Source organism: Pseudomonas sp. FW305-E2 (assembly GCF_058782925.1).
The window spans coordinates 34,469-59,074 of sequence record NZ_JBYSYE010000022.1 but is presented as its reverse complement, the minus strand read 5'-3'; the positions used below and the strand labels follow the sequence as shown (position 1 = coordinate 59,074).

25 protein-coding genes are annotated in these 24,606 nt (G+C 62.1%); 15 read left to right on the top strand and 10 right to left on the bottom strand.

Annotation, left to right across the window (positions count from 1 at the left end):
• Nucleotides 1–161: 161 nt before the first annotated feature.
• Nucleotides 162–1,283, top strand: coding sequence for a beta-ketoacyl-ACP synthase III (locus AC3WLP_RS17150; RefSeq protein WP_049587008.1), 1,122 nt, complete (start codon nt 162–164; stop codon nt 1,281–1,283).
• Nucleotides 1,284–1,483: 200 nt separating this feature from the next.
• Here AC3WLP_RS17150 and AC3WLP_RS17145 read toward each other — a convergent pair whose 3' ends face one another.
• Nucleotides 1,484–2,728 (bottom strand): putative porin, encoded by a 1,245-nt coding sequence (locus AC3WLP_RS17145; protein WP_003254615.1) that lies wholly within the window; start codon nt 2,726–2,728, stop codon nt 1,484–1,486.
• Nucleotides 2,729–2,990: 262 nt separating this feature from the next.
• On the opposite strand from AC3WLP_RS17145, the gene AC3WLP_RS17140 reads away from it, so the two are divergent.
• Nucleotides 2,991–4,118, top strand: coding sequence for a GNAT family N-acetyltransferase (locus AC3WLP_RS17140; protein WP_088513414.1), 1,128 nt, complete (start codon nt 2,991–2,993; stop codon nt 4,116–4,118).
• A gap of 105 nt (nt 4,119–4,223) precedes the next feature.
• On the opposite strand, the gene AC3WLP_RS17135 is transcribed toward AC3WLP_RS17140, so the two are convergent.
• The 4 genes from AC3WLP_RS17135 to AC3WLP_RS17120 all read right to left on the bottom strand — a co-directional run bounded on the left by AC3WLP_RS17135 (nt 4,224) and on the right by AC3WLP_RS17120 (nt 8,419).
• Nucleotides 4,224–6,056 (bottom strand): ABC transporter ATP-binding protein, encoded by a 1,833-nt coding sequence (locus tag AC3WLP_RS17135; protein WP_088513413.1) that lies wholly within the window; start codon nt 6,054–6,056, stop codon nt 4,224–4,226.
• Between the two features lie 62 nt (nt 6,057–6,118).
• On the bottom strand, nt 6,119–6,676 hold the full coding sequence (locus AC3WLP_RS17130) for a peptidylprolyl isomerase (RefSeq protein WP_088513412.1): 558 nt from the start codon (nt 6,674–6,676) through the stop codon (nt 6,119–6,121).
• Entirely contained in the window at nt 6,670–7,482 is an 813-nt protein-coding gene (locus AC3WLP_RS17125) for an alpha/beta fold hydrolase (RefSeq protein ID WP_012051529.1), read from the bottom strand. The genes AC3WLP_RS17130 and AC3WLP_RS17125 overlap by 7 nt, the downstream gene beginning before the upstream one ends.
• Before the next feature lie 13 nt (nt 7,483–7,495).
• Nucleotides 7,496–8,419: a LysR family transcriptional regulator gene (locus tag AC3WLP_RS17120; protein WP_003254610.1), complete on the bottom strand. Its 924-nt coding sequence runs from the start codon at nt 8,417–8,419 to the stop codon at nt 7,496–7,498.
• Between the two features lie 48 nt (nt 8,420–8,467).
• Here AC3WLP_RS17120 and AC3WLP_RS17115 point away from each other — a divergent pair, with 48 nt between their 5' ends.
• The 3 genes from AC3WLP_RS17115 (at nt 8,468) to AC3WLP_RS17105 (ending at nt 10,625) form a co-directional block, all read left to right on the top strand.
• Nucleotides 8,468–8,782 carry a hypothetical protein gene (locus tag AC3WLP_RS17115; RefSeq protein WP_012051530.1) on the top strand — a complete coding sequence of 105 codons (315 nt, stop codon included), beginning with the start codon at nt 8,468–8,470 and terminating at the stop codon, nt 8,780–8,782.
• Between the two features lie 112 nt (nt 8,783–8,894).
• The gene (locus AC3WLP_RS17110) at nt 8,895–9,494 is read left to right on the top strand and encodes an FMN-dependent NADH-azoreductase (RefSeq protein WP_003254608.1); all 600 of its coding nucleotides are present in this window, start codon (nt 8,895–8,897) and stop codon (nt 9,492–9,494) included.
• 255 nt (nt 9,495–9,749) lie between these two features.
• A complete protein-coding gene (locus tag AC3WLP_RS17105) occupies nt 9,750–10,625 on the top strand; it encodes a carboxylate/amino acid/amine transporter (RefSeq protein ID WP_088513411.1) in 876 nt (291 codons plus the stop codon).
• Between the two features lie 42 nt (nt 10,626–10,667).
• Here AC3WLP_RS17105 and AC3WLP_RS17100 read toward each other — a convergent pair whose 3' ends face one another.
• Complete coding sequence (locus AC3WLP_RS17100; protein ID WP_041167298.1) at nt 10,668–11,969, bottom strand: mechanosensitive ion channel family protein; 1,302 nt, start codon at nt 11,967–11,969, stop codon at nt 10,668–10,670.
• Nucleotides 11,970–12,072: 103 nt separating this feature from the next.
• On the opposite strand from AC3WLP_RS17100, the gene AC3WLP_RS17095 reads away from it, so the two are divergent.
• The gene (locus AC3WLP_RS17095; protein ID WP_012051553.1) at nt 12,073–13,434 is read left to right on the top strand and encodes a DEAD/DEAH box helicase; all 1,362 of its coding nucleotides are present in this window, start codon (nt 12,073–12,075) and stop codon (nt 13,432–13,434) included.
• Between the two features lie 71 nt (nt 13,435–13,505).
• Here the strand turns inward: AC3WLP_RS17095 and AC3WLP_RS17090 are convergent, their stop codons facing one another.
• Complete coding sequence (locus AC3WLP_RS17090; RefSeq protein WP_088513410.1) at nt 13,506–13,778, bottom strand: hypothetical protein; 273 nt, start codon at nt 13,776–13,778, stop codon at nt 13,506–13,508.
• A gap of 215 nt (nt 13,779–13,993) precedes the next feature.
• Here AC3WLP_RS17090 and AC3WLP_RS17085 point away from each other — a divergent pair, with 215 nt between their 5' ends.
• From AC3WLP_RS17085 to AC3WLP_RS17070, 4 genes are all read left to right on the top strand, one after another.
• Entirely contained in the window at nt 13,994–14,272 is a 279-nt protein-coding gene (locus tag AC3WLP_RS17085) for a BrnT family toxin (RefSeq protein ID WP_010955211.1), read from the top strand.
• Entirely contained in the window at nt 14,250–14,504 is a 255-nt protein-coding gene (locus tag AC3WLP_RS17080; protein ID WP_004576871.1) for a BrnA antitoxin family protein, read from the top strand. The genes AC3WLP_RS17085 and AC3WLP_RS17080 overlap by 23 nt, the downstream gene beginning before the upstream one ends.
• Nucleotides 14,505–14,580: 76 nt before the next feature.
• Entirely contained in the window at nt 14,581–14,976 is a 396-nt protein-coding gene (locus AC3WLP_RS17075) for a hypothetical protein (protein ID WP_003254595.1), read from the top strand.
• Between the two features lie 105 nt (nt 14,977–15,081).
• Nucleotides 15,082–16,008, top strand: a complete 927-nt coding sequence (locus tag AC3WLP_RS17070; RefSeq protein WP_088513409.1) for a DMT family transporter — start codon at nt 15,082–15,084, stop codon at nt 16,006–16,008.
• A gap of 52 nt (nt 16,009–16,060) precedes the next feature.
• On the opposite strand, the gene AC3WLP_RS17065 is transcribed toward AC3WLP_RS17070, so the two are convergent.
• A complete protein-coding gene (locus AC3WLP_RS17065; protein ID WP_088513408.1) occupies nt 16,061–17,233 on the bottom strand; it encodes an MFS transporter in 1,173 nt (390 codons plus the stop codon).
• 106 nt (nt 17,234–17,339) lie between these two features.
• Here AC3WLP_RS17065 and ptrR point away from each other — a divergent pair, with 106 nt between their 5' ends.
• Both ptrR and AC3WLP_RS17055 read left to right on the top strand, forming a co-directional pair.
• Nucleotides 17,340–18,233 carry a putrescine utilization regulator PtrR gene (gene ptrR / locus AC3WLP_RS17060; RefSeq protein ID WP_003254589.1) on the top strand — a complete coding sequence of 298 codons (894 nt, stop codon included), beginning with the start codon at nt 17,340–17,342 and terminating at the stop codon, nt 18,231–18,233.
• 124 nt (nt 18,234–18,357) lie between these two features.
• Nucleotides 18,358–18,486 carry a PA1414 family protein gene (locus AC3WLP_RS17055; protein WP_009683677.1) on the top strand — a complete coding sequence of 43 codons (129 nt, stop codon included), beginning with the start codon at nt 18,358–18,360 and terminating at the stop codon, nt 18,484–18,486.
• A 126-nt stretch (nt 18,487–18,612) separates the two neighbouring features.
• Here AC3WLP_RS17055 and AC3WLP_RS17050 read toward each other — a convergent pair whose 3' ends face one another.
• Nucleotides 18,613–19,992, bottom strand: a complete 1,380-nt coding sequence (locus AC3WLP_RS17050; RefSeq protein ID WP_012051556.1) for a sodium:solute symporter family protein — start codon at nt 19,990–19,992, stop codon at nt 18,613–18,615.
• 132 nt (nt 19,993–20,124) lie between these two features.
• Nucleotides 20,125–21,075: an agmatinase gene (speB, locus tag AC3WLP_RS17045; protein ID WP_088513407.1), complete on the bottom strand. Its 951-nt coding sequence runs from the start codon at nt 21,073–21,075 to the stop codon at nt 20,125–20,127.
• A gap of 224 nt (nt 21,076–21,299) precedes the next feature.
• Between speB and AC3WLP_RS17040 the strand changes: the two genes are divergently transcribed.
• The 3 genes from AC3WLP_RS17040 to AC3WLP_RS17030 all read left to right on the top strand — a co-directional run bounded on the left by AC3WLP_RS17040 (nt 21,300) and on the right by AC3WLP_RS17030 (nt 24,560).
• A complete protein-coding gene (locus AC3WLP_RS17040) occupies nt 21,300–22,193 on the top strand; it encodes a LysR family transcriptional regulator (protein WP_003254585.1) in 894 nt (297 codons plus the stop codon).
• Between the two features lie 137 nt (nt 22,194–22,330).
• The gene (locus AC3WLP_RS17035; protein ID WP_041168354.1) at nt 22,331–23,896 is read left to right on the top strand and encodes a methyl-accepting chemotaxis protein; all 1,566 of its coding nucleotides are present in this window, start codon (nt 22,331–22,333) and stop codon (nt 23,894–23,896) included.
• 64 nt (nt 23,897–23,960) lie between these two features.
• Nucleotides 23,961–24,560 carry a tRNA-uridine aminocarboxypropyltransferase gene (locus tag AC3WLP_RS17030; RefSeq protein WP_003254580.1) on the top strand — a complete coding sequence of 200 codons (600 nt, stop codon included), beginning with the start codon at nt 23,961–23,963 and terminating at the stop codon, nt 24,558–24,560.
• The last annotated feature ends 46 nt before the right edge of the window (nt 24,561–24,606 follow it).

The window sequence follows — 24,606 nt, the reverse complement described above, 5'->3', positions numbered from 1 at the left end:
TGGCAAACTTTGGGGCGTTTGGGGCCGCTTTGCGGCCCTTGGCGGGTGAGTCCGCCTTGCGGGGGTAAACGTAGGCCCCTGAATTGGCACTAAAGTGCCATTAACCTGTCATGTTTCCAGCCAGCGCCCTGTGGCGGTGGCCTTTGACCAGAGGAACGACCGTGCATAACGTCGTGATCAGCGGCACCGGCCTGTACACCCCGGCCCAGAGCATTTCCAACGAAGAGCTGGTGGCTTCCTTCAACGCCTGGTCGCAGCAGTTCAACCAGGACAACGCTGCCGCCATCGAGCGCGGTGAAGTCGAGGCGGCGCCGCTCTCCGACGCGGCGTTTATCGAAAAGGCTTCGGGCATCAAGAGCCGCTTTGTCATGGACAAGGCCGGTATCCTCGACCCGCAGCGCATGAAGCCGCGCTTGCCCGAGCGCAGCAACGATGAACCGTCGGTGCTGTGTGAAATGGCCGTGGCCGCTGCCCGCCAGGCCCTGGAGCGCGCAGGCCGAACGGCGGCCGATGTCGACGGGGTGATCGTCGCCTGCTCCAACTTGCAGCGCCCGTACCCGGCCATCGCCATCGAAGTGCAACAGGCACTGGGTGTCCAGGGCTTTGCCTTCGACATGAACGTGGCCTGCTCGTCGGCCACCTTCGGTATCCAGACCGCCGCCAACAGCGTAGCGCTGGGCCAGGCGCGGGCGGTGCTGATGGTCAACCCCGAAGTGTGCACCGGCCACCTCAACTTCCGTGACCGCGACAGCCATTTCATTTTTGGCGATGCCGCCACCGCCGTGTTGCTGGAGCGTGCCGACCAGGCCACTTCGGCGCACCAGTTCGACATCGTCAGCAGCAAGCTCTGGACTGAGTTCTCCAACAACATCCGCAACAACTTCGGCTTCCTCAACCGTGCGGCGGAAGAGGGTGAAGGCGCTGCGGACAAGCTGTTCATCCAGGAAGGCCGCAAGGTGTTCCGCGAGGTGTGCCCGAAGGTGGCCGAGCTGATCGGGGAACACCTGCAGGAGAATGGGCTGCAACCGGGCGACGTGAAGCGCTTCTGGCTGCACCAGGCCAACCTCAGCATGAACCAGTTGATCGTCAAGAAACTGTTGGGGCGTGAAGTGGCCGAGGAAGAGGCACCGGTGATTCTGGACCGTTACGCCAATACCAGCTCGGCGGGGTCGGTGATTGCCTTTCACCTGTACCAGGATGACCTGGCCAAAGGCTCGTTGGGCGTGTTGAGCTCGTTTGGTGCGGGGTATTCGATTGGTAGTGTGATTCTGCGCAAGCGCTGATTCATCAGGCGCCTGTTACGGCCTCTTCGCGGGCTTGCCCGCTCCCACAGGTACAGCACAGTTCTCAAGGTCTGTGGTGATTCTGTGGGAGCGGGCAAGCCCGCGAAGGGGCCGGCGCATTTCACACAGGCAAAAAGAAGCGGGAAACGCCGGATGGGGTCGGCGTTTCCCGCTTCAAGTGAAGCAGAGCAGGGTGTTGCTTAGAACTTGGCTTCCAGGTCTACCTGCAGGGTGTCGACGTCAGCATTGCTGTTCGGCAGCTGCGACAGGTCGGTCTTGGCCATCAGGTAGGCAGCACCCAGGGAGAAGTTCTTGTCGATCTCGTAACCGACCTTGAACTTATGACCGCGCGAACCGGTGTAGCCGTTGCCGAAGTCCGAATCGGTGAACAGGCTGACCACCGCGTTACGCTGCACATCGCGGTAGTTGTAGTCCAGGCTCCAGGCACCCATTTTGGTTTTCAGGCCAGCCAGCCAGGCCTGATCTTCGCCGTCGGTGCTGTCGGTGTTCTTCACGTACTGGCCATAGGCCGACAACGGAATGGCCAAGCCAGTGAAGTCGATCTGGCCAAAGCCTTCCACCAGATTGAACTCGTTGGTGGTGTTGCCGAACGACTGCAGGATGGCGGCTTCCTTGTCGTTGTCGTAACCATAGATGCTGGCACCCACGGTGAGCTTGAGCACGTCGGCCGGCGCGAACTTGGCGCCCAACTGGCCGTGGTAGACCTGTGCATCGTGCTTGTACTGGACGCCGTCACCATCGACGTTGTCCTTCAAGGTGTACTGACCGGCGCTGGCAAACACTTCGGCCCCGCCCAGGTCAGCCTTGTAAGTGGCCGCCACACCTTCCGGGTTGATGTCGCTATCCCAGATGATGTCGCCCATGCTCACCCAAGGCTGTTGCATCTTGCCGCCAATCAGGTGCAGGTTAGGGACTGCAGTCGGGTGCCAGTCGAGGTAGGCCAGGTCGACCCACAGCGACTTCTTGTCGAAGTAGTTGTCGAAGCTCTGGTTGGTCGAACGTCGGTCAGCGCTGCTGCCAGTGGCGATACGAACCCCAGCGTCAACCTGCGGGTTGATCTCGCTGTAGAAGCCGACACGGGCACGTACTCGCTGGCGGTCCTGGTTGCCGCTGCTGCTGTTCGGATCGTCGACGTTGACGTCTTCGTAACGCAGGCGCACGTCACCCTTGATCTGGGTCTTGGCGGCCCATGCCACTTTTTGTTCAAAGGAGCTCATACGTTCGGACTGAGCTTTCTGGTCGGCCTTTTCCTTGGTTTCTTTTGCCAGGTCGCCCTGCAGTTCGTTGTACTGCGCCTGGTTGATCGAGCCATTGGCGCGGAGCATTTCGAGCAGCTTGGCGTCGACAGCAGCACTGGCCGGGGCACTCAGAGCCAGCATCATGCCGGTGAGGCTTACTCCGGTAAGTGTGGAAACAAGACGCATAAGGTTCTCCCTACTGAAAAAAATGGGGGAGGCTCAAGCGCCTGCCCCTGCGTTGGCATGTCTTCGGAAAGGGCCTGAATAGACAGGTTCTAGGGTTCCGGAAAACAGGCGCAAGTATTGCGGGGGCCAATGACAGATTAATGTCTGATTAGTGGCACTGTTGTTAAGTAATTGAGTATTAAAGGACCCACCCGGCGTTCGTCATTTGAGCGACGGGCCTTCCTTGGGGATACTGACGGTCTTCAGACAGCGAGCCGAAAACGTGACCAGCCTGTACAGCCTTGCCCACTTGCGTGATCTGCCGACGGCCACCTGGGATGCCCTTGTGCCAGCCGGCCAACCCTTCCTGCGCCATGCTTTTCTCAGTGCAATGGAGGACAGCGGCAGCGTGGCGCGCAACACTGGCTGGGCCGCCGAGCACCTGGTGCTGGAGCGTGACGGACAGGTACGGGCGCTGTTGCCCGCGTACCGCAAGTGGCACTCGTTTGGCGAGTATGTGTTCGATCATGGTTGGGCCGATGCGTGTGAGCGGGCCGGTATCGCCTACTACCCAAAACTGCTTGGCGCTGTGCCGTTCAGTCCGGTCAGCGGCCCACGGCTGCTGGCGGCCGATCCGGCTGACGGCTTGTTGATGCTGCAGGCCCTGCCGGAGTATCTGGGCAAGGGTGGGCTGTCCGGAGCGCACATCAACTTCACCGACCCGGCGCTGGACGTGCAGTTGGCGGGCCTGCCTGGGTGGATGGAACGCCTGGGTTGCCAGTTTCACTGGCAAAACCGGGGGTATCGCGACTTCCAGGACTTTCTCGACAGCCTCAGCTCGCGCAAGCGCAAGCAGATGCGCAAGGAGCGCGAGCAGGTGGCGGGGCAGGGTATCGACTTCCGCTGGTACCGCGGTGATGAACTGGACGAGGCACAGTGGGATTTCGTCTTTCTGTGCTATGCCAACACCTATGCGGTGCGCCGTCGTGCCCCCTACCTGACGCGCGAATTTTTCAGTCTGCTGGCCGAGCGCATGCCCGAGGCGGTGCGCGTGGTGATGGCCCGCCAGGGTGGTCGAGATGTGGCCATGGCCTTGAGCCTGGTGGGGGGCGACAGCCTGTTTGGCCGCTACTGGGGCTGCCTGGATGAGTTCGACCGGCTGCATTTCGAGACGTGTTTCTACCAGGGCATGGACTTTGCCATTGCCGAGGGTTACCAGCGTTTCGATGCCGGGGCGCAGGGCGAGCACAAATTGATACGCGGGTTCGAGCCGGTGTTGACGCGGTCGTGGCATTACCTGCTGCACCCGGGGTTGCGGCGGGCGGTGGAGGATTTTCTGCTGCAGGAACGGGAAGGGGTCAAGGGGTATGCCGAGGAGGCGCGGGGGATGTTGCCCTACCGCCGGGACTGAGAGATCTGTGTTGCCTGTGCCGGCCTTTTCGCGGGTAAACCCGCTCCTACAACGATAGCGAACCTGTGTAGGAGCGGATTTACCCGCGAAAGGGCCGCGCAGGTGTCAATCGACCCCGACAAAACCTCCGGTCTGGTGGTGCCACAACCGGGCGTACAGCCCTTGCTGCTCCAGCAACTCACTGTGGCTGCCACTCTCGACAATTCGCCCCTTGTCCAGCACCACCAGCCGGTCCATACGGGCAATGGTGGAAAGCCGGTGGGCAATGGCGATTACCGTCTTGCCCTGCATCAGCGTCTCCAGGCTTTCCTGGATCGCCGCTTCCACTTCCGAATCCAGCGCCGAGGTGGCCTCGTCCATGATCAGGATCGGTGCGTTCTTCAGCAGCACCCGTGCAATGGCGATACGCTGACGCTGGCCACCCGACAGCTTGACCCCGCGTTCGCCCACATGGGCATCGAAACCGGTGCGGCCCTGGGCATCCGAAAGGTGTGGGATAAACTCGTCAGCCCGCGCGCGGCGCACAGCTTCGTGCAGTTCTGCATCGCTGGCACCGGGGCGGCCGTACAGCAGGTTTTCGCGGATCGAACGGTGCAGCAGCGAGGTGTCCTGGGTGATCATGCCGATCTGTGCACGCAGGCTGGCCTGGCTCACCTTGGCAATGTCCTGGCCGTCGATGAGGATGCGCCCACCCTGCACGTCGTACAGGCGCAACAGCAGGTTGACCAGGGTCGACTTGCCTGCCCCGGACGGGCCGATCAAACCGATTTTCTCGCCCGGGCGGATGTCCAGGTTGAGCCCTTCTATGACATTGGTGGCCTTGCCGTAATGGAAGTCGACGTCATCGAAACGCACCGCGCCGCGGCTGACCTTCAGTGCCGGCGCATTGGGCAGGTCGGTGACGGTGACTGGCTGGGCGATGGTCTGCAGGCCGTCCTGCACCATGCCGATGTTCTCGAAAATGCCGTTGACCACCCACATGATCCAGCCCGACATGTTGACGATGCGGATCACCAGGCCAGTGGCCAGGGCGATGGCACCCACGGTGATCAGCGATTGGCTCCACAGCCACAGGGCAAGGCCGGTGGTGGCGACTACCAGCAAGCCATTGAGGGTGGTGATGACCACGTCCATGCTGGTGATCACCCGGGAGGCCAGCTGGGTTTTCTCGGTCTGCTCGCGGATTGCCTCACGCGCATACTGCTGTTCGTAGTCGGTATGGGCAAACAGCTTCAGCGTTGCGATGTTGGTGTAGCCGTCGACGATACGCCCCATCAGCTTGGAACGTGCGTCCGAAGACACCACCGAGCGCTCCTTGACCCGTGGCACGAAGTAGAACAGCGCGGCAATGTAGCTGATGATCCACGCCAGCAGCGGCAGCATCAGGCGCCAGTCGGCCTCGGCGAACAGCACCAGCGAGGTGATGGCGTAGATCAGCACATGCCATAGCGCGTCCACCGCCTGCACGGCGGAATCGCGCAGCGAGTTGCCGGTCTGCATGATGCGCTGGGCAATACGCCCGGCGAAGTCGCTCTGAAAGAAGTTCAGGCTCTGCTTGAGCACATAGGTATGGTTTTGCCAGCGGATCAGGCTGGTCATGCCGGGGTTGATGGTCTGGTGCACCAGTAGGTCGTGCAGGCCGAAGAACAACGGCCGCAGCAGCAGAATCACAACCAGCATCCAGATCAGCTCGCCGCTGTGCTCGCTGAAGAAGTTGGCATTGGGCGTACCCTGGGCCAGGTCGATGATCCGGCTGAGGTAGCTGAACATCGCCACCTCGATCAGCGAGGCGACCAGGCCGACCACCAGCAGGGCCACGAAGCTGGGCCACACCTGGCGCAGGTAATACAGGTAGAACGGCCACACCGTGCTCGGGGGGGCTTCGCTCGGTGCCTCGCGGAAAATATCGATCAGTCTTTCGAAACGGCGGTACAGCATGGGCGACAACACTCCTGTTCGTCCGACCTTCAGGCGGTTTCACATCCTTGTGAAGCCTGCGGTCAGTCGATACGTTTGGCGGACTTGATATAGACCGGATCGGCCGGTACGTCCCGCATGCCTTTTTTGATGGTGGTCGGCGAGTTGACGATCTGATCGACCACGTCCATGCCTTTTGTCACCTTGCCGAACACGGCATAACCGGCGTCGCGACCTGGGTTGAGGAAGTCGTTGTCGGCGACGTTGATGAAGAACTGGCTGGTGGCCGAGTTCGGGTTGGACGTGCGTGCCATCGACAGGGTGCCGCGGGTGTTCTGCAGGCCGTTGCTGGCCTCGTTCTTGATCGGGTCGTTGGTGTTCTTCTGCACCATCTGGTCAGTGAAACCGCCGCCCTGGACCATGAACCCCGGGATCACGCGGTGGAAGATGGTGTTGTTGTAGAAGCCGCTGTCCACGTACTGCAGGAAGTTCTTGGTACTGAGCGGTGCCTTCTCGGCGTTCAGCTCGATTTCGACCTGGCCGAAGCTGGTGTCCAGCAGGACGTGCGGGGTCTTGTCGGACCCCATGACACTGGTGGCAAAGGCGACCGAGCAGGCGGTGAGCAGGAGTTTTTTCAGCATGGGCTCAAAGATCCTTGAGAGGTGGAAGCGGCTGCGAGGAACTGCAGCAGGGTCTGGTTGAAGACCTCGGGTTGATCGAGGGGTGTAGCGTGCCGGGAATCGTCGACGACGACCAGCCTGGCGTTGGGTATGAGGGCGACATAGCGCTGTTTCAGTTGTATCGGCGTGTAATCGTGGTCGGCGGCGATCACCAGGGTAGGACAGTGAATCTGCCCGATGCGTTCCTGCACGCCCCAGTCGACGATGGCGTCGAAGCTTTTCAGGTAGGCGCGTTTGTCATTGCGCGCCCAGCGCTGGGCCATCTTCTGCCGCAGGTCTGCTTGTTGTGGTTTGGGGAACAGCCGCTCGGCCAGCCCCTTGCCGACGGCTTCGACACTGAGCACACGCGCCAGGCTCCAGCGCTTGAACCACCATAGCCAGTCACTGCGGGTGCGACGCTTGACCTCGGGGGCGCTGTTGACGATGCACAGGCTGCGCAACCATTGAGGGTGGTCGACGGCAAACTGGAAGCCGACCATGCCGCCCATGGACAAGCCGACGAAGTGCACCGGGCCTGTGTGCAAGTGTTCGAGCAGGGCCAGCAGGTCGGCACTGAAGGTGGCGATCTGGTAACCGTCAGCGGGTTTGTCGGAGCGACCGTGGCCGCGGATGTCCATGAGTATCACCCGGTAGTGGCGGCTGAACAGCGGCACCTGCAACTCCCAATCCTGGCAGCTGGAGCCCAGGCCGTGCAGCAACACCAGGGGTTCGCCCTGGCCATATTCCTCGTAATGCAGCGTGCATCCTTCGTGTTCGAAATAGGCCATGGGCGCGGTCCTCTCAGGCTTGTGGGGGGGCTGCGAAGGGCACGTCCAGTGGCGCGGTGTCGAAATTGCGCAGCAGGTCGATGAGAATCTGCGTGGCCGGGCCCAGGGTCTTCTCTTTGCTCGAATAAAGGTAGAACAGTGGATGGCGGCTGCCACCCTGATCCAGCGGCAATGGCTTGAGCACGCCTTCGCGCAGTTCGCGCTCGATCATGTGACGGGGCAGCCAGGCAAAACCCAGGCCGCTGCTGACGAAGGTGGCGGCGGTGCCCAGGCTGCCGACGGTCCAGCGCTGCTCGGCGCCCAGCCAGCCGACGTCGCGCGGTTGGGCGCGGCCAGAGTCGCGGATCACCACCTGCAGCTGGCTTTCCAGGTCCTGGAAGGTCAGTTCGCGTCCCAGGCGGTGCAGGCTGTGCTCGGGGTGAGCGACGGCGATGAACTCCACTGCGCTCAATTCGGCGCCCAGGTAGCCGCCGATGCTGTAGCTGCTGATGGCCAGGTCGGCGATGCCTTCGTGCATCACTTCCTCCACGCCAGACAGCACTTCTTCACGCAGGCGTACCCGGCAGCCGCGGCTTTGTGGCATGAACGCAGCCAGCGCGCGTACCAGACGGGCGCTGGGGTAGGCGGCATCGACCACCAGGCGCACCTCGGCTTCCCAGCCCTGTTCCATGTGGTGGGCCAGGTCTTCGAGCTGGCTGGCCTGCTTGACCAGGTGGCGCGAGCGGCGCAGCAGCACATTGCCGGCCTCGGTCAGCACCGCCTTGCGGCCATCGATGCGCAACAGCGGGACGCCCAGTTGCTCCTGCATGCGGGCCACGGTGTAGCTGACCGATGACTGCGAGCGGTGCAAGGCCTCGGCGGCCTGGGCAAACCCGCCGTGATCGACCACTGCTTGCAGGGTTCGCCACTGGTCAAGGGTTACGCGCGGCGCTTTCATCTTTCGCTCCTGTTGTCCTAAGCTGCGCTCTTTCAAGGAGAGCGGCCCATGAAGAAATGTTGTGCGGCAATACTGATGTGCCTGCCCCTCGGGGCCATGGCTTATCCCATCGATGTGGAGAAGGAGCTGACCGGGGTCAAGCTCGACTACACCGCCTATGACACGGCCTATGACATTGGCGCCATCACCCTCAACAACTATGGGCAGGTCCCGGCTGCATGCAAGGTGACCTTCCGCAATGGCCCGGAGGCACCGCGGGTACGCCGTGTGAACGTACCGGCAGGTAAAAGCGTCGATGTCACTGCCAAATTCAATCGGCAAATCATCAAACTGCGGATCGCCTTGAACTGCAGTGCGGAATAAACGGATTAATCGATAGATTGGACCCACTTTTTACGCTTTTTTATCGATAGGTCAAGCCTTAATCTCACCTCCATCGAATCGCACCCTTTTTTGCCGATGGAGGCACCCCCCCATGTCCCGCGTACTGATCATCGAAAGCAGCGCCCGCCAGCAGGATTCCGTTTCCCGTCAGCTGACCAAGGACTTCATTCAGCAATGGCAGGCCGCTCACCCGGCCGATCAGATCACTGTGCGCGACCTGGCAGTAAGCCCGGTTCCCCACCTGGACGCGAACCTGCTGGGTGGCTGGATGAAACCCGAAGAACAGCGCAGCGCCGCCGAACTGGAGGCCCTGGCCCGTTCTAACGAGCTGACGGATGAATTGCTGGCTGCCGACGTACTGGTGATGGCTGCGCCCATGTACAACTTCACCATCCCCAGCACCCTGAAAGCCTGGCTGGACCATGTGCTGCGTGCCGGCATCACCTTCAAATACACCCCGACCGGCCCGCAAGGCCTGCTGACTGGCAAGCGCGCCATCGTCCTGACTGCCCGCGGCGGCATCCATGCGGGTGCCAGCAGTGACCATCAGGAACCGTACCTGCGCCAGGTCATGGCTTTCATCGGCATCCACGATGTCGACTTCATCCATGCCGAAGGCCTGAACATGAGCGGCGAGTTCCACGAGAAGGGCGTCAACCAGGCCAAGGCCAAGCTGGCAGCGGTGGCCTGAGGCTTCACGAATTCCCAAACCTGACACCTGTTTTTGCTCCTTTGGGTGTACCTGCCCGGCTTGTATGGCCGGGCTTTTTTATGCCTGGGGTTTTTTGGTGGTCAGTGCCGGCCTATTCGCTCGCCGGAAGATATGCAGGTCCCTGTGGGAGCGGGCGTGCCCGCGAAGAGGCCGGTACAGCCCCTACATTCCTCATGGTTGAACTTCTTCGCCGCAACCCGCTAAGGTCGCCGCCTTGATTCACGAGAGGCAACCATGGGCTACCTGATAATCGTCGCGCTGATCCAGGCGTTTTCCTTCAGCTTGATCGGCGAGTACCTGGCCGGGCACGTCGACAGCTATTTCGCAGTGCTCGCCAGAGTGCTGCTGGCCGGCCTGGTGTTCCTGCCGCTGACCCGCTGGCGCCAGGTCGAGCCACGCTTCATGCGTTCCATGCTGCTGATTGGCGCGCTGCAGTACGGCATCACCTATGTCTGCCTATACCTGAGCTTCCGCGTGCTTACCGTACCGGAGGTGCTGCTGTTCACGATCTTCACGCCGCTACACGTGACCTTGATCGAAGATGCCCTGAACCGGCGCTTCAACGCTTGGGCGCTAGTGGCCGCGCTGGTCGCCGTGGCCGGTGCTGCCGTGATCCGCTTCGACAGCATCAGCGGCGAGTTTTTCATCGGCTTCCTGCTGCTGCAACTGGCCAACTTCACCTACGCTGCCGGCCAGGTGCTGTACCGTCACCTGGTCGCTCGCCACCCCAGCGACCTGCCACACTACGCCCGCTTCGGTTACTTCTACCTCGGTGCCTTGCTGGTGGTGCTGCCGGCCTTCCTGCTGTTCGGCAATCCCCAGCACTTGCCGAGCACTGACGTGCAATGGCTGGTGCTGTTGTTCCTGGGGCTGTGTCCGACGGCGCTGGGGCTGTACTGGTGGAACAAAGGTGCATGCCTGGTTTCTGGCGGTACGCTGGCGGTGATAAACAACCTGCATGTGCCGGTGGGGCTGCTGCTGAACCTGTTGATCTGGAACCAGCACGAGCCGCTGGGGCGGCTGTTCATCGGCGGGGGGATCATCCTGGCGTCGGTGTGGCTGAGCCGCCTGGGTGGGCGCGCACAGGCACCGCTGGCCGGCAAGGCCTGACGCGCCCTTTGATCCGGGGGCTGCACGGCAGCCCCGGCAACCTCAAGCCTCGCTCATTTCTTCCAGGCGACGAGGCAATGGCTCTTGGGCTGAACGCCCCGCCAAACCCACCCGCATGTCATTGCCACTGGGCTGCTGGTACAAGCTCAAGCCAAACTCCGGCAACACCGCCAGCAGGTAGTCGAAGATATCCCCCTGGATGCGCTCGTAATCCGCCCACACCGTGGTGGTGGTGAAGCAGTAGATCTCCAGCGGTACGCCTTCTGCGGTGGTCTGCATCTGCCGCACCATGCAGGTCATGTTCGGGTGCACGTTGGGATGGTTCTTCAGATAGGCCAGGGCAAACGCGCGGAAGGTGCCGATGTTGGTCAGCTTGCGGCGGTTGGCCGACAGGTCCGCCACCGGCCCCAGCGCCTCGTTCCAGTTTTGCAGTTCCTGGCGCTTGCCTGCCAGGTAGTCACTCAGTAGCTGCACCTGGCTCAGGCGCTGTTCTTCTTCGCGGGTGAGGAAGCGCACGCCGGCGGCGTCGATGAACAGGCTGCGCTTGATACGCCGGCCACCGGACTGCTGCATGCCGCGGTAATTGCGGAATGACTCGCTCATCAGGCGCCAGGTGGGGATGGAAACGAGGGTCTTGTCGAAGTTCTGCACTTTCACCGTGTGCAAGGTGATGTCCACCACGTCGCCATCGGCGCCCACCTGCGGCATTTCGATCCAGTCCCCGACATGCAGCATGTCATTGCTGGTCAGTTGCACGCTGGCGACGAATGACAGCAGGGTGTCCTTGTACACCAACAGCAATACCGCCGACATCGCACCCAGGCCGGACAGCAGCAACAGCGGCGAGCGGTCGATCAGGGTGGCGACGATGATGATCGAGGCGAAGATCCACAACATCATCTTGGCCAGTTGCACGTAGCCCTTGATCGAGCGGGTGCGGGCGTGTTCGGTGCGGGCATAGATGTCGAGCAGGGCATCCAGCAGGCATGACAGCGCCATGGTCATGAACAACAGGGTAAAGGCCAGGGCGACATTGCCAAGGAAGTGCTGAGCGGTGTCGGACAGCTCAGGCACCAGCTTCAGGCCGAACTGCAGCACCAGGGACGGGGTCGTTTGTGCCAGGCGGTGGAACACCTTGTTGTGGCGCAGGTCGTCCAGCCACTTCAGCGCAGGCTGGCGGGCCAGCAGGCGAGCGCCGTGCAGTATCAGGAAGCGCGCCAGGCGGCCGACTGCCAGGGAGATGAGCAGCAGTACTGCCAGACCGATGGCAGCGTGCAGCATGGGATGTTGGTCGAGGGTGCCCCACAGGTCGAGGGAGTCACGCCAAATTCGTTGGATATCCATGGGCTTGCATACAGTCTTGTTGCGAAACGAAGCCGTATTAGAGCGCGGATAGCGACAAAGTTGCCAAAAGAAATTCGGCTAAGGCTGCAGAAAACGTTACCCTATGCAACTGAATTTCCCGCACTTGTCTGAGGTTACCTCCGTGTTCTCCCAATTCGCCCTGCATGAACGCCTGCTTAAAGCCGTGGCCGAGCTTAAATTTGTCGAGCCAACCCCGGTGCAGGCCGCGGCCATCCCCCTGGCCCTGCAAGGGCGGGATCTGCGTGTGACTGCGCAGACCGGCAGCGGCAAGACGGCGGCCTTCGTACTGCCACTGCTCAACCGTCTGGTCGACCTCAGCGGTCCGCGTGTCGAGATTCGCGCGTTGATCCTGCTGCCGACCCGTGAGCTGGCCCAGCAAACCCTCAAGCAGGTGCAGCTGTTCTCGCAGTTCACCTACATCAAGTCGGGCCTGGTGACTGGCGGCGAAGACTTCAAGGAACAGGCTGCCATGCTGCGCAAGGTGCCCGACGTGCTGATCGGCACCCCGGGCCGCCTGCTCGAGCAGCTCAATGCCGGCAACCTCGACCTGTCCCACGTGCAGGTCCTGATCCTGGACGAAGCCGACCGCATGCTCGACATGGGCTTTGCCGAAGACATGGAGCGCCTGTGCAAAGAGTGCGAAAACCGCGAGCAGACTTTGCTGTTCTCGGCTACCACCGGTGGCGCGGCCCTGCGCGACATCATCGGCAAGGTCCTGAAAGACCCTGAACACCTGATGCTCAACAGTGTCTCGCAACTGGCTGAAGGCACCCGCCAGCAGATCATCACCGCCGACCACGACCAGCATAAAGAGCAGATCGCGCAGTGGTTGCTGGCCAACGAAACCTTCGACAAGGCGATCATCTTCACCAACACCCGCGCCATGGCCGACCGCATCTACGGTCACCTGGTGGCCAAGGACGTGAAGGCTTTCGTGCTGCATGGCGAAAAGGACCAGAAGGACCGCAAGCTGGCCATCGAGCGCTTCAAGCAGGGCAGCTCCAAAGTGCTGGTGGCGACCGACGTGGCAGCCCGTGGCCTGGATATCGACGGCCTGGACCTGGTGATCAACTTCGACATGCCACGCAGCGGTGACGAGTACGTACACCGTGTGGGCCGTACCGGCCGTGCCGGTGGCGAAGGCCTGGCGATCTCGTTGATCACCCACAACGACTGGAACCTGATGTCGAGCATCGAGCGCTACCTCAAGCAGCAGTTCGAGCGCCGGGTCATCAAGGAAGTGAAGGGCACCTACAACGGGCCGAAGAAGGTCAAGGCCTCGGGCAAGGCGGCCGGCAGCAAGAAGAAAAAGGTCGAGAAGAAGACCGGCGACAAGAAAGCTGCCGCCAAGCGCAAGCCTACTGCCAAGCCGAAGGCCAACGCGCCTCTGGCCAGTGCAGATGGCCTGGCACCGCTGAAGAAGCGCAAGCCTGCTGCTGAATAAGACTCACGCAGGCCCTTTGCAGAAGCGACGCAAGTTCGCATCTGCGAAGGGCGTGCGCAGGCGACGAACGATCACTCCGCCTTTTTCTCTGCCTGCTTCAACTCCTTGATCCGCTGGTCGATCAGCTGACACTTGTCGGGCAAGTCCTTGCTCGCCGCCCCCAGATCCATCCCCTGAAGCTCATCATTGATCTCCTTGGCCTTTTGCGGGTTCTGCTCGGTCAACTGAGTGACCAGCCCCGCCAGCTCCTCACGTTTCTGCGTTGCTTCTTCAGGTGTGCAGGCCCAAGCGGGCAGGGCGCAGAGCAGGGCAGTGGCACAGGCTATGGGCAGTAGCGGTTTCATCCTTCCAACCTCCGGCGGTGGTGATGCCCGGTGGAGGGCTGTGGGGGCAGGCAAGTTCAGGGCTTGCGACCGATGGAAGATTTCTTTGGTGGTGGTAGTCCGTTTCTGAAACGCTCCCGTATCCCTCCAGCGCCGTTGAGCAGCACGCTACATCGCTCTAGTCTCGAAGGAAAAGAGGGGGTATTGTATGTACAGCTGTAAATACAGGTCGTCCCATGTTCTTTGAATGGGACGAAGGGAAAAACCAGAGCAATATCCGCAAGCACGGCATCGACTTTGCCGACGTTCCTGACATGTTCAACCATCCCATGCTGATCCGGCGTGATGAGGATGTGGAGTGTGCTGAAGAACGTTGGGTCAGCCTGGGATGGCTAAAGGCGCTGATAGGTGTCGTCGTGTACACGGAGAGGCGGGGTGAGGTGATACGCATCATTTCTGCAAGAAAAGCCACCAAACGGGAGGCCAGGTACTATGACCAAATCATCGAGAACTGACTGGAGCCGCCTGGCCCGACAGGACGACAAGGATATCGACACATCAGATATCCCTGAACTGGACCAGGACTTTTTCCGCCAGGCCGAGCTGCGCGTTCCCGCCAAGCAGACGGTGACCATTCGACTGGACTCAGATGTCCTCGCCTGGTTCAAGGAGCAGGGCAGCGGCTACCAGACCCGCATCAATCAGTTGCTGCGCCAATACATGCAAGCGCAACAACGCCAGCGCTAAGCGCTTCGGAACGCTTGGCAACCTTGTCGGGTCCCAACCTGTGTACCCCTTTCGTCCACAGCAGGAGCCCGTAGCCATGAGCATCGCCTACGACTGGGACCTGATCGAACGCTTGCTGCACGAAGTGCAGAACGGCGCCGGTCACAGCTTCACGCCCCGCCCTTATGCCGAGCAGCATGCTGCTGCACTGGCCGCCAAGGGTGAGCCAGTGGGTGACGTGGATCACCTGAAAACCCGTGCATGCGAGTATGAAAAGCTGCTATTTGAGCGCGGATTCATTGAATGCCGGCCTGAAGAGGACGGCGGCAATGGCGAAAACTTCGTCCTGACCGAACGCGGCTCGCGCTTGATGAGCCTGATCGACAGCAGCATCCCCGGCTTCGAGCACCCGCGACAGGTGTTGGATGAGCAGGAGGATGCGCTGGACGAAACGACGTTCGAACAGGTATCTGCGAAGGCACAGATTGCTTGAGGTCGTTTTAAGGCTGGCAAGTGCAGCGTTCAAAACCCGATAATCGGTAGCTTCTGAACGCTGCCGAGCCTTGCCCATGCCTACGATTACCCCAAAGGCCCGCTTATGAGCGCGGTCCGCAAGAACCCTGACGCCTTTGCCTTCCAGGTAATGCTGGGCCTTTGCCTGATCTGGGGCTGCCAGCAGGTACTGATCAAGACCGCCGCCGCAGACATTGCTCCGGTGATGCAGGCAGCACTGCGCAATGGCATTGCCGCTGTACTGGTAGGCCTGATGCTGTGCTGGCGGGGGGGCTGGGAGCAGGTCGGCAGCACCTGGCGCGCAGGGTTGGTGGCGGGCGGGCTGTTCGGGGTGGAGTTTCTGTTCATTGCCGAAGGGCTGAAACTGACCTCGTCGGCGCACATGTCGGTGTTCCTCTATACCGCGCCGGTATTTACCGCCTTGGGCCTGCATTTTCGTCTACCCAGTGAACGCTTGCGGCTGCTGCAGTGGCTGGGCATTCTGCTGGCCTTCGGCGGCATTGCCATGGCCTTTGCCGGTGGCACTTCGTTCGAGCACATGGACAGCCGCACCTTGCTGGGAGATGCCTTTGGCGTGATCGCCGGGCTGGCCTGGGGCGCGACCACGGTGGTGGTGCGTTGTTCACGGCTATCGGAGGCGCCGGCGACCTTGACCCTGTTCTATCAGCTGGCGGTCGGTTTTGCCGGGCTGCTGCTGATCGCCCTGCTCAGCGGGCAGATCGGCGCGGTGTCGCTGACGCCACTGGCGATGGGCAGTGTATTGTTCCAGGGGATTGTGGTGTCGTTCATCAGCTACCTCACCTGGTTCTGGTTGCTGCGCAAATACCTGGCGTCGAACCTCGCGGTGTTTTCCTTCATTACCCCGTTGTTTGGGGTGACCTTTGGCGTTTTGCTGCTGGATGAGCCGCTCAGTGCGAATTTCGTGGTGGGCGCGTTGATGGTATTGCTGGGTGTGATCCTGGTAAGTGCCGAGCCTTGGGTGAAACAACAATTGCGGCGGTTGGTAGGGTGATGGATAGCCTGTACCGGCCCCTTCGCGGGCGGCCGGAACAGGCTACATCGACTCAGGATGCAGCCTTGGCCTGACAGGCGCTTCCCTGCTGTGCGTTACCCGGCAACTGGACCAGCACGCCCGCCACCGCCAACCCGCCCGCCGCCAGCATCAATGCCGGTTGCAGCCCGCCACTGTAATGGCTGCTGAGCGCCGCCAGCAGCGGCCCACTCAACTGCCCCAAGGCAAAGCACGCGGTCAGCAGCCCGGCATTGCGCTGTGTGGCATGTGGCGCCAACTCGCGAGAGCGCTGCATGACCAGTTGCATGCAGGCCAGGAACGGCCCGCCACACAGCGCAACACCCAGCACCAGCCCGATACCCCCACCCATCAGGCAGGCCAGCACACCCAGCCCTTGCAACCACAGGGTGGTGGTCAACCAGGTCGAGGTGCGGCCACCACGGCGCACGCTCACCAGCAAAACACCCAGCGCCGCCGCCAGGCCAAACGCCGGCCAGAACAGGTCAGCCAGCCACTGCCCGCGAAACTGCTGATTGGCCATCTGTGACAGAAAGGTGGCTGGCAGGATGTAGCCCATGCCATACAAGCCATACACCAACCCCAGGCGGCCAGTGCCGACACTGCGCGTCGGGCCTTGTCGCACTGGCGGCCGAGCCGGTGCCGCTTGCAGTGCCCGTGGCAACCACGGCTGCACGGCCAGCAGCATCACCAAGGCAGCCACGGCATAGATCAGCCACAGTGCAGCCGAGCCCAACCCCTGCACATGCGCGGCCAGTGCCAGTAGCCCGGTCACGGCAATACCCAGGCCGGGTCCGGCGAAAACCAGCGCTCCCAGGCGCTGGCGGTTGTGGGCAGTGGCTACTTGCTGGCTGAGGCTGGTGATCATCACCAGCACCCAGGCGCTGGCTACGCCTGTGCCGAAGCGCAGCAGCAGGTGGCCCCAAAAGCCGTTGGCAGCCCAGGAGGCCAGGGTCAGCAGCACACACAGCCACAGCCCCCCGTGCAGGCGCAGCCGTACCTGGCCTGGCGAGCGGGCGAACATGGCGTCCACCGCACCCACGAAATAGCCCAGGTAATTAGCCGCCGCGACCAGCCCGGCGACTGTCAGGTCGAGCTGGCCTTCGGCAATGAGTTGTGGCAGTTGCGGGGTGAGGGCGAAACGACCGATGCCCATGGCCATCATCAGCGCCACGGCGCTGGCGAGCAGTTGAATGAGTGGCGACATGACAGGTCTCCTGCGCGGATATAAGTGATGGCTGGCAGGTTAGGGTGCTTTTATTTTCAATAAAATTGAATAATGATGATCAAGTTGTTCTGTTTTGGAGAATACTGTGGAGTTCAGCCAACTGCGTATCTTTCAGGCCGTGGCCGAGGAAGGCTCGGTTACCCGCGCCGCAGAGCGCCTGCACCGGGTGCCATCAAACCTCTCCACGCGCCTGCGCCAACTCGAGGAGCAACTGGGCGTCGAACTGTTCCTGCGCGAACGTCAGCGCCTGCAACTGTCGCCCGCAGGCAAGGTGCTGCTGGACTATGCCAACCGTATGTCCGCCTTGCGCGACGAAGCGCTGGGCGCCGTGCGTGGCGGTCAGCCGGCTGGGGACTTCGTGCTGGGGACCATGTACAGCACGGCGGCGACCCACTTGCCGGCGTTGCTGGCGCGCTATCACCAGGCTTACCCGCAGGTGAACCTGCAAGTGCGTGCAGCACCCAGCGGCGAGTTGCTTGAAGGGCTGTTGAACCACTCCCTGGATGCTGCTCTTGTGGACGGGCCACCGAGCCTTGCCGGGTTGGATGGCGTGCCGCTGTGCGATGAGCAACTGGTACTGATCACCAGCCCCGAGCACCCGGCGGTCCTCACCGCCAAGGACGTGGCGGGCAAGGCGGTGTTCACCTTCCGCCAGGGCTGCTCGTACCGCATGCGCCTGGAGGCCTGGTATGCCCATGCCCATACGCCGATGGGGCGGGTGATGGAGATCGAGTCGTACCAGAGCATGCTGGCCTGTGTGATCGCGGGTGCGGGTGTGGCGATGATGGCCCAGTCGATGCTCGACAGCCTGCCTGGACGTGATCGGGTGAGGGTGCACCCGCTGCAGGCACCTTTCGATCAGGCGGTCACCTGGCTGATGTGGCGCCAGGGTATGCGCGGGGCTAATCTGCAGGCATGGATCGACCTGCAACAAAGCGAAACGATTAACCAGTCGTCGGAATGCGCCGCCACGGCTTGATCCGAGTCAAAATCGCCCTTATCTGTAGGAACAGAGGCATGCGTAATACAGGACATAGGGCTATGATCTGTATGAAACATCGCAGGATTGATTTGCCGTGAGGCTGACCCGTCAAGGGGGCATTATGAATAAACCACTGTCAAACTGGCTCCACGACCTGGCCGTCGCCTTGGGGCTGATTCCACCACCCTTGCAGCCGGTGCCGATCCCGACTGATGAAGAGCAGCGCAAACGTCAACCGCGTCGGCGCTGATTAACGACAAAGGCCGCTTCACCCGAGTGGGTGCAGCGGCCTTTTTGTGTCTGCTGATTGTCTATTGCGTGTACTGGCCCTTTCGCGCGTGCAAGCCTGCTACAAACGAAAGGGCCGGTACAGCAGTCAGGCCAGCTTCACCGCCGCCACCGACTTGCGCGACACCAGGCTCACGCCCACAAAGCTCACCAGCCCTACTGCCAGGCTGTAGTAGATCGGCGTATTAGCCTCCAGCCCGTCCAGGAACATGAACAGCAGGGCGGTGGCAAAGCCCAGCGACATGCTGGCAATCGCGCCTGCGGTGGTCGCACGTTTCCAGAAGATCGCCCCGATCAGCGGGATCAGCATGCCGCCGACCAGCAGGTTGTAAGCCAGGGTCAGGGCGTTGATCACATCATTCACCATCAGCGCGATGCCCAGCACCACCAGGCCGGTGAGCAGGGTGAACAGGCGGCTGGTGCCCAGGCTCGACTGCTTGCCGCCACGCAGCTTGGGCAGCAGGTCTTCGGTCACGGTGGTCGAGGCAGCCAGCAGACCGGCGCTGGCGGTGGACATCATGGCCGCCAGGGCCGCAGCCATCAGCAGGCCACGGATGCCATCGGGCAGGGTGGTCTTGATCATCTCGGCAAAGGCGTTGTTCGGGTTGGCCAGGTCGGGCATCAGCACATGCGCAGCCATGCCGATCGCCGCACAGGCCAGGCCATACAGCACGCAATACACACCGGCTGTGGTGCCGGCTCGCTGACAGACCTTTTCGTCACGGGCGGTGAACACTCGCTGCCAGATGTCCTGGCCGATGAGGATGCCGAAGAAGTAGATCAGGAAGTAAGTGATGATGGTGTCCCAGCCAATGGTAGTCAGCTGGAAGCTGGCCGCTGGCAGTTTGGCCACCAGGGTGTCCCAACCACCGGCCTTGTACAGGCACACTGGCAGCAGGATGAACATCAGGCCGACGGTCTTGATCACGAACTGGACGATATCGGTCAGGGTCAGCGACCACATGCCGCCGATGGTCGAGTACAGCACTACCACGCCGCCGCCGAGCATCAGCGAAGCCCAGAACGGCAGGTCCAGCAGCACCTGGAGGACGGTGGCCATGGCCAGGGTCGAGGTGACCCCGATCATCAGCGCGTAAGCCAGCATGATGACGGCGCTGGCCTGGCGTGCGGTGGGGTTGTAGCGCTGTTCCAGTACCTGGGTCACGGTGAAGATGCGCAGGCGCAGCAGCGGTTTGGCGAGGAACAGGTTGATGGCGATGATGCCCAGGCCCAGGGCTGCGCACAGCCAGAAGCCGGAAATGCCGTGGACGTAGCCCAGGCGTACGGTGCCGACCGTGGAAGCGCCACCGAGTACGGTGGTGGCCATGGTGCCCATGTACAGCACCGGGCCGAGGTTGCGCCCGGCTACCAGGTAGTCTTCATGGGTTTTTGCGCGGCGCATGCCATACCAGCCAAGCCCGAGCATGCCGGCGGTGTAGATCATTACAACAATGATGTCCAAGGCCATTGGGGGTCTCCCGATTATCTTTATTATGGCGAGATCGACCGCGCGGGCGTTTGCACGGCGCCCGGCGGTCTTTTCTTGTGTTGGCGGGCCTCAGTGGCCCTCCCTCATGGCTCCTGCCGGGGTAGAGCGGTATTAGCGACGCACCACGCCAGGTAGCACGCAGAGCATCTCGAACAGCAGGTTGGCACCGAGCAGCGAGGTGTTGCCGGTGGTGTCGTAAGGCGGGGAGACTTCGACAAGGTCACAGCCGATCAGGTCCAGGCCGTGGCAGCCGCGAATGATCTCCATCGCCTGGATGGTGGTCAAGCCGCCGATTTCCGGGGTGCCGGTACCGGGCGCCCAGGCCGGGTCGATGCCATCGATGTCGAAAGACAGGTAAACCGGGCCACCGCCGACTTTTTCCCGCACTTCGGTCATCAGTGGCTCCAGTGACTTGTGCCAGCACTCTTCGGCCTGGACCACGCGGAAGCCCTGGCGACGGCTCCAGTTGAAGTCATCGGCGGTGTAGCCCTGGGCGCGCAGGCCGATCTGCACCACGCGGTCACAGTCGAGCAGGCCTTCTTCCACGGCGCGGCGGAAGGTGGTGCCGTGGGCGATCTTCTCGCCGAACATGTGGTCGTTGACGTCGGCGTGGGCATCGATATGTACCAGGCCGATCTTGCCGTGTTTCTTGTGCAGCGCACGCAGGATCGGCAGGGTGATGGTGTGATCGCCCCCCAGGGTCATGGGAATGACGTTGTGCTCGACGATCTCGTCATACGCTTCTTCGATGATGCGCACGGCGTCCAGCAGATTGAAGGTGTTGATTGCCACATCGCCGATATCGGCGACCGAAAGCGAGTCGAACGGGGCGGCACCGGTCGCCATGTTGTACGGGCGGATCATCACCGATTCGGCGCGGATCTGCCGCGGGCCGAAGCGGGTGCCGGAGCGTAGCGAGGTACCGATATCCAGCGGTACGCCAATGAAGGCGGCATCCAGGCCTTCGGCGCTTTGCAGGTGGGGGAGGCGGAGCATGGTGGCGATGCCGCCGAAACGCGGCATTTCGTTGCCGCCCAGTGGTTGGTGGAGAGTCTTGTCCACGGTGGGCCTCATCAGTCGGTCGATTGTTGTGTTTGTTCGAACCTGTGCCGCCGCGCGCCATTCACGTGTGGTTTGCCGGCGGGCAGGGACATTTCGGCCAAGTCTGCTCAAGGGAGTACCCGGGAAGAATCGCTACCGACAAATACTTAGTTCAGGATTTTCTGAACTAAAGGCGGGTAGAGCAGTTAAACTGCGCGCACATACCCTTGTGGAACCGTTGCACCATGGCCTCGACCTTGCCCGACCTGAAACTGCTGCGCATCTTCATCAGCGTGGTGCGCCACCAGGGCTTTGCCAACGCCCAGCGAGAGCTGAACCTGTCGACCTCGGCCATCAGTACCTACATGAGCCAGCTGGAGGGCGCGTTGGGTATCGTGTTGTGCCACCGGGGTCGGGGTGGCTTCAGCCTGACCAGCAAGGGCGAGCTGTTCCATCAGGAAACCCTGCGCCTGCTGGCCGAGCTGGACGGTTTCGAGCAGTATGCCGCCGCCCTCAAGGGCGAACTGCGTGGCACCCTCAACCTTGGCGTGATCGACTCCACGGTCGGTGACCGCGCCTTGCCGCTGGCCGAAGCCATCGGTGCCTACAGCCAGGAGCACCCGGCGGTGCACCTGCACCTGTCGGTGTCCAGCCCCTACGAGCTGCAACTGGGTGTGCAGGACAACCGCCTGGACCTGGCCATCGGTGCGTTTTCTTCGCGGATGAGCGGCCTGCTCTACCAGCCGTTGTACCGCGAACAGCACTGGCTGTATTGCAGCAGCCGCCACCCGTTGTATGCCGAGCGGCGCATTCCCGAGCAGGTGGTGACCCAACAACGCATGGTCGGCCGTGGTTATTGGAGCCAGGCCGAACTGGCCCGGCATGGCTTCAAGCACAGTGCGGCGACGGTTGAAAGCATGGAGGCGCAGCTGATCCTGATCCTTTCCGGGGCCTATATCGGCTACTTGCCTGAACACTACGCCCAGGCCTGGGTCGACAAAGGTGACTTGCGTGTACTGTCGCCGTCGACCTTTGGTTACCAGGCCCCGTTCTCGCTGATCATTCGCCGCGGGCGCAGCCGCGAACCGTTGATCCAGACCTTCCGTGACCTGTTGAAAAGCCAGCTCAACGTGGGCTGAGATGCGACGCATTCATGCATTCCGTCGGGAGCGGGTTAAATTCCGCTAAACGCTGGCCGCTAACCTGATAGCGCTCTGCTACATATCAACTTGCGCTGATGATTTCCCCTTATTTCATCCTGCAAGGATCGCCCAAGATGCGCATGAATTTGCCCGTCACTGAGCACGAAAGAACCTTCCCCGGCGATCAACGCCTTATTTCCACGACTGACCTCGGCAGCCGAATCACCTACTGCAACGACGCCTTTGTGGCAATCAGCGGCTTTACCTATGACGAGCTGGTCGGCCAACCGCACAACCTGGTGCGCCACCCGGACATGCCGCCTGCGGTGTTTGGCCACATGTGGGAGACCATCAAGCAGGGCAAACCCTGGATGGGCATCGTCAAGAACCGGGCGAAGAACGGCGATTACTATTGGGTAAGCGCCTATGTCACGGCGATATACGAACAAGGCCGGATCAGTGGCTACGAGTCGGTGCGCTCGGTGCCCACGCGCGAGCAGATCCGCCGTGCCGAGGCACTGTATGCGCGCTTGCGTGATGGTCGCGGCCCAGTGCCGTGGGCTGCTCGCCTGGGGCACGGCCTGGGCCATGGCTGGCCACTGATCGGCGCAGGCCTGCTGTCGGCGGCGGGTTACCTTTGGCTGCCCCCCTATGCGGCGCTCGCGGTGCTGATGGCAAGTCTGCTGCTGGCTTGGTACTGGGTCGAGCACCGGCAGAACCAGGCCATTCGCCGCACCTTGGCTGAGCATCCCAAGGCCTTTACCAGTCCGTTGGTGGCGCTGACCTACAGCGACAACCCAGGCTTGCAGGGCCAGCTCGACCTGGCCATCATCAGCGAAGAGGCCCGCCTGCAAACGGCCCTGACCCGGCTGGTGGATGCCGGTGTCGGGGTAAAGTCGCGGGCGGCGCAGTCTTCCGACCTGTCCGATGCCCAGGCGCAGATGCTCGACCGGCAGCGCAGCGAGACCGACCAGTCCGCCACGGCGATCGCGCAGATGGCGGCAACCATCCAGCAGGTCACCCACAACGTGCAGAGCACGGCACACGCGGCAGGTGATGCCGACCAACTGGCGCAGCAGGGCAGCGAGCTGGCCCTGAAGAGCCTGCAAGCCATGGGCAGCATGAGCGACGCGGTCAATGACATTGGTCAGGCGGTCAACGCCTTGGCCGAGCAGACCCAGTCGATTGGCAGCGTGGTCGACGTGATCACTTCGATTGCCGAGCAGACCAACCTGCTGGCGCTTAACGCCGCCATTGAAGCGGCGCGCGCCGGTGAGCAAGGTCGGGGGTTCGCCGTGGTGGCTGATGAGGTGCGGTCATTGGCGCAGCGTACCCGCGCGTCGACCGATGAGATCCACCATATCATTGCCTCGTTGAGGGCCGGGGCGGAGCGAGCGGTGAGCACTGCCAGCCGTGGCGAGCAGATTTCCCGGGACAGTGTGCACAGTGTCGAGGCGGTGCAGGCGGCGCTGAGCGGGATTGCCGTGGCGGTCAGCCGCATCACCGGCATGAGCCAGCAGATGGCCACGGCATCGGAGCAACAGAGCCATGTGGCTGAAGACATCAACCAGCAGATCGTGAGGATTGCCCAACTGTGCGACCAGAGTGCCGGGCAAGCCAGGCAGGGCGCGGAAATCAGCCAGGACCTCGAGCGCATGGCGGAGTACCTGCATAGCCTGGCGGAAAGGTTCAACCGTTGAAATCGCGGGGCCCGCAAAGCGGGCCCCGGTTATGTGGCAAACTGTCCCCGCCAAGGAGACCGCCATGCCCAGACCCCGCTGCGAGCGCTGCCAGCGCCCGCTCGACCATTGCCTATGCCCACTGATCCCCGCGCTCGACAGCCGCACCCGTGTGATCCTGCTGCAGCACCCCAGTGAAACTGCCCATGCCCTGAACACGGCGCGCCTGGCTGCCCTTGGCCTGAACAATGCCGAGTTGCGGATTGGAGAGGTGTTCGATGACCTGCATGACCTGCTCGCCACCCCCGGATACCACCCGGTGCTGCTGTTCCCGGGTGATGACGCCCAGGTGCTCACAGCTTATGGCGAGGCGGGCGACAAACCTTTGCTGCTGATCGTACCCGATGGTACCTGGCGCAAGGCGCGCAAGCTGCTGTACCTGAATCCGTTGCTGGGGGGGCTGCCACGGGTGACGCTGGGGCAGGTGGCCGCTTCACGCTATCGGTTGCGCAAAGCGCCGGAGGCGGGTGCATTGTCGACGATCGAGGCGGTGGTCGGGGCATTGAACACGCTGGAGCAACCGGCCTGTTTCGATGCACTGCTGGCGCCGTTCGAGGCGTTGATCGAGGGGCAGATCAGGGCCATGGGCGTAGAGACTTTTCAGCGTAATCATGGCCGCGAATGAGGGTTGGGGGCTGCTTTGCAGCCCATTCGCAGCACAAAGCAGCCCC

What these genes read in the sequence shown, in the direction of transcription:
- AC3WLP_RS17145 (WP_003254615.1), bottom strand. Translation starts at nt 2,728, where the DNA reads ATGCGTCTTGTTTCCACACTTACCGGAGTAAGCCTCACCGGCATGATG.
- AC3WLP_RS17135 (WP_088513413.1), bottom strand. Translation starts at nt 6,056, where the DNA reads ATGCTGTACCGCCGTTTCGAAAGACTGATCGATATTTTCCGCGAGGCA.
- AC3WLP_RS17130 (WP_088513412.1), bottom strand. Translation starts at nt 6,676, where the DNA reads ATGCTGAAAAAACTCCTGCTCACCGCCTGCTCGGTCGCCTTTGCCACC.
- AC3WLP_RS17125 (WP_012051529.1), bottom strand. Translation starts at nt 7,482, where the DNA reads ATGGCCTATTTCGAACACGAAGGATGCACGCTGCATTACGAGGAATAT.
- AC3WLP_RS17120 (WP_003254610.1), bottom strand. Translation starts at nt 8,419, where the DNA reads ATGAAAGCGCCGCGCGTAACCCTTGACCAGTGGCGAACCCTGCAAGCA.
- AC3WLP_RS17115 (WP_012051530.1), top strand. Translation starts at nt 8,468, where the DNA reads ATGAAGAAATGTTGTGCGGCAATACTGATGTGCCTGCCCCTCGGGGCC.
- AC3WLP_RS17110 (WP_003254608.1), top strand. Translation starts at nt 8,895, where the DNA reads ATGTCCCGCGTACTGATCATCGAAAGCAGCGCCCGCCAGCAGGATTCC.
- AC3WLP_RS17105 (WP_088513411.1), top strand. Translation starts at nt 9,750, where the DNA reads ATGGGCTACCTGATAATCGTCGCGCTGATCCAGGCGTTTTCCTTCAGC.
- AC3WLP_RS17100 (WP_041167298.1), bottom strand. Translation starts at nt 11,969, where the DNA reads ATGGATATCCAACGAATTTGGCGTGACTCCCTCGACCTGTGGGGCACC.
- AC3WLP_RS17095 (WP_012051553.1), top strand. Translation starts at nt 12,073, where the DNA reads ATGCAACTGAATTTCCCGCACTTGTCTGAGGTTACCTCCGTGTTCTCC.
- AC3WLP_RS17090 (WP_088513410.1), bottom strand. Translation starts at nt 13,778, where the DNA reads ATGAAACCGCTACTGCCCATAGCCTGTGCCACTGCCCTGCTCTGCGCC.
- AC3WLP_RS17085 (WP_010955211.1), top strand. Translation starts at nt 13,994, where the DNA reads ATGTTCTTTGAATGGGACGAAGGGAAAAACCAGAGCAATATCCGCAAG.
- AC3WLP_RS17080 (WP_004576871.1), top strand. Translation starts at nt 14,250, where the DNA reads ATGACCAAATCATCGAGAACTGACTGGAGCCGCCTGGCCCGACAGGAC.
- AC3WLP_RS17075 (WP_003254595.1), top strand. Translation starts at nt 14,581, where the DNA reads ATGAGCATCGCCTACGACTGGGACCTGATCGAACGCTTGCTGCACGAA.
- AC3WLP_RS17070 (WP_088513409.1), top strand. Translation starts at nt 15,082, where the DNA reads ATGAGCGCGGTCCGCAAGAACCCTGACGCCTTTGCCTTCCAGGTAATG.
- AC3WLP_RS17065 (WP_088513408.1), bottom strand. Translation starts at nt 17,233, where the DNA reads ATGTCGCCACTCATTCAACTGCTCGCCAGCGCCGTGGCGCTGATGATG.
- AC3WLP_RS17055 (WP_009683677.1), top strand. Translation starts at nt 18,358, where the DNA reads ATGAATAAACCACTGTCAAACTGGCTCCACGACCTGGCCGTCGCCTTG.
- AC3WLP_RS17050 (WP_012051556.1), bottom strand. Translation starts at nt 19,992, where the DNA reads ATGGCCTTGGACATCATTGTTGTAATGATCTACACCGCCGGCATGCTC.
- AC3WLP_RS17040 (WP_003254585.1), top strand. Translation starts at nt 21,300, where the DNA reads ATGGCCTCGACCTTGCCCGACCTGAAACTGCTGCGCATCTTCATCAGC.
- AC3WLP_RS17035 (WP_041168354.1), top strand. Translation starts at nt 22,331, where the DNA reads ATGCGCATGAATTTGCCCGTCACTGAGCACGAAAGAACCTTCCCCGGC.
- AC3WLP_RS17030 (WP_003254580.1), top strand. Translation starts at nt 23,961, where the DNA reads ATGCCCAGACCCCGCTGCGAGCGCTGCCAGCGCCCGCTCGACCATTGC.